This window comes from uncultured Fibrobacter sp., from assembly GCF_947166265.1.
Lineage (GTDB): Bacteria > Fibrobacterota > Fibrobacteria > Fibrobacterales > Fibrobacteraceae > Fibrobacter.
Genome location: NZ_CAMVDO010000083.1, coordinates 1 through 3066 on the forward strand (window position 1 = coordinate 1; position 3066 = coordinate 3066).

At 50.9% G+C, this 3066-nt stretch carries 2 protein-coding genes; one reads left to right on the forward strand and one right to left on the reverse strand.

The window, feature by feature from the left end; all coding sequences use genetic code 11:
- On the reverse strand, positions 1-1685 hold a 1685-nt coding region (locus tag Q0W37_RS15285; protein ID WP_297702403.1), incomplete at its 3' end, for a pectate lyase.
- 251 nt (positions 1686-1936) lie between these two features.
- On the opposite strand from Q0W37_RS15285, the gene Q0W37_RS15290 reads away from it, so the two are divergent.
- Complete coding sequence (locus Q0W37_RS15290; protein WP_297702404.1) at positions 1937-2785, forward strand: TIGR02147 family protein; 849 nt, start codon at positions 1937-1939, stop codon at positions 2783-2785.
- Positions 2786-3066 lie beyond the last annotated feature (281 nt).

The following is a 3066-nucleotide window of genomic DNA, read 5'->3' on the forward strand; positions in this document are numbered from 1 at the left end:
TCGGTAGGAAGGCTTGAATTGCTGCGTAGTTCGTAAGAATAAGAAGGCGTAAAGACATTGTCGTTGAATGCCGACGCCTGAGATGTTCCATTGTTGTTATAGGGGGTGGAGCTCTTTGCTCCGGTGACCGTCGTATTCTTGAACTTGATCAAGGAATAGGCATCCTTTCCGGCCACCTGAATTTGCGGATTTTTCACATAGTTGTTTTCGTAAAGGACTTGCGTCTTCTTGTCGCTTTTCCCGGAGGCATCAATCACATGCCAGTGGTTGTAATCCACATAGGAATTGTAGATGTGGACCATCGAGGCGTAGGAACCATCCGCCTCGCTCGTCACCTTGGGAACGCGTCCGAAAGAATTGTGCCAATAGACATTCGCAAAAGTCAGCTGCGCCGTTTCAACCAGGTGCATATACGGATCGTAATAGTAGCAGTTGTACTCGTTGCTGCCATCATAGTCTAGATACGAAACGGTGATGCCCTTGACATATTCCAAGTCCATGCCGTCGCTAATCCACTTGTAGCTGATGTGGTCGAACCACATATTTTCAACTTCCTTGCCGCCGCTGCCGCTCACTTCGAGACCATCGCCCCCCTCAATAAGGTGCGGGTTCACATCGTAAAGGGCCAAGTTGCGATAAATGTTGTTCTTGGCACCTTCGTAGGAACGGTTTGACCACGAAACACCGCGCATATTTGCGCCACGGCCCATACCCACGAGGCTCTTGTTGCCCTTGGTCGTAATCCAGTTGCTCCAACTCTTGATTTCACCCGCAGACACCATCGTGGTCTGTTCGCTAAGGCCGGAACAGCTGTTCTGCGTAAAGCTGATACGGTAAAAGGTGTTGTTGGAATTGACAGTGTTGCCACAGGAAGACTTGCACCAAGTCCATCCCGAATTGGCGGCAGATGTGGCCGCATCTACGAACTTTCTGAAGTCGTAAGTACCTTCGGGCACAAGGATTGTCACCGCATCGTTACTCTGCATATGCTTACGAATAGTGGCGGTATCGCTTGCGATAACAATCTTACCGGCATCGCCGCCCGTCGTGGAGGCACCAAAGCCTTCCGCCTTCACGTAGAATGTAAAGAGCAGAACCGCCGTCGGGTCCGCCTCCGCACTCGTCCAAATCCACTTGGCCTGCGTATTCGCGGCAAAACCATTCAAGGCGCCACCGCTCGGCATCTTGTCGCTGGCGTAGCTGAGCGTCGTAGCACTACCCCACTGTGAAAGGTCTCGGCCCTTGTTTTTCCACTTGTTGTCCGAAACACTCGGTTTCGACTTCCAGCCACTGCCGGAATAATAAGACTTGTCCAGTTCGTCAATCTGCACCATCACGCCAGGGGCCCCCGCACCATTCACACCCACGACCGAAATCGCGTTTTCGCCGGGAAGGAACGTCATCGGGATAAAACGGACACGGCCCGCCTGGTTATCTTCGGCAAGGAGCACCCCATTGTGGTAAAGCCTATAGCCGCCATCGGCCACGATCCAGATGCCGGGACCTTTACCTGCATTATAGGTCGCCGCAACCAGCTGGGAGCCGACCCTGTCGCCACCACCATAGGCATCATCTGACGGAAGCGTCACCACCTCCGTTGGGGTTACAGCAGCGTGAACTGCAGAAATTCCAAAAAACGAGACAACGCCCGCAAAGGCCAGATGTCCAAGATTCTTTACACCCATACATCCTCTCTTCAGCCGTTTCCGTTTTTCGATATCTCCGGGGCGTTGCGGGGTGTCCCCGCATTGGGGGTGATGGAAGACCGTGAAACGGGCTGCAATCAGGGGGATTATTCCCCCTCCCTTATAATCTACATCTGCAAGAGACTTTTTCAAAGCATTTTTTGACGGGCGTCACATTTTGCGTTGTTCCTGGACAACGGGAAAACATCAAAGGCATACCCACAAGTAGATATTTTTCTTACATTTAGGGCATGGCCGAAACGAAACCGACAAAGAAAATCTTCGAGTACCTGGACTACCGGGAATTCTTGAAAGATTACTATAACGCAAAGAAAGAGGCGAACCCCGCCTTTTCGCTCCGCGTGTTTTCGGACAGAATCGGTTTCAAGGCGAAGGACTTTATCAGCCGCGTGATGAACGGCGACAAGAACCTTTCGAGCCAGAGCATTCCAAAGGTTGCCTCGGGGCTACGCCTCGGCAAACACGAAACAGAATTCTTTATCGCGCTCGTCAAGTTCAACCAGGCCGAAACGACCGAAGAGAGGAACGCGGCCTTCGAACAGATGCAGGCCGCCCTCAAGGTCGTACGTTTTGCCGAAAAGCAGCACTTGCTCGGACACGCCCAGTACATGGTGTATTCGGATTGGCGGCACCTTACCGTCCGTAGCCTTATCGGACTATTCGGTTTTGACGGCGACTTCGACGCGCTCGGCAAGCGGGTCCATCCGCACATTACCGCCGACGAGGCGAAAAAGTCGGTAAAGTTGCTCGAAGAATGTCAGTTGATCAAGAAAGACGACAACGGCAAATACATTCTGACCGAAAGCGCCATTACCACAGGTGACCGCACCTCTAAACTCGCACTCCGCGGCTACCACCAGCAATGTCTCAAGCTTGCGGCGGACTCTATCGACCGCGACCCACCGGGTACGCGCCACATTTCAGGGCTTACGCTCGGCATCAGCCAGGAAGGCTACGAACGCATCGTGGAACGCATCAATGCCTTCCGCAAAGAAATCGCGCTCCTCGCCGAAGAAGACGAAGGGAGCGACAAGGTTTTCCAGTTGCAATTCGCGCTTTTTCCTGTCGGCGGGAAATAAATTTCAGCCTCATTTTCTCAACTACAGATAAACTAACTACTCACAATTTAAAGAATTTTCATTCTTTCAATAGTGATTTTTTGTAAAAAAATAAACTTTTTTTAATTTTTTTGAAAAAAAGTGTTGATTATTTGTGAAAATATATTATTTTATACACAGATAATTCACAACATAACCATAAGGAAGAAAAAAATGGCTGAAAAGAAAGTTGCAAAGAAGGCTGTAGCCGCTAAGCCGGCTGCTAAGAAGGCTGCTCCGAAGGCTGCCGCTAAGAAGGCTGC

Excerpts from the sequence above, each read along its gene's own strand:
- Q0W37_RS15290 (WP_297702404.1), top strand. The coding sequence starts at position 1,937 with ATGGCCGAAACGAAACCGACAAAGAAAATCTTCGAGTACCTGGACTAC.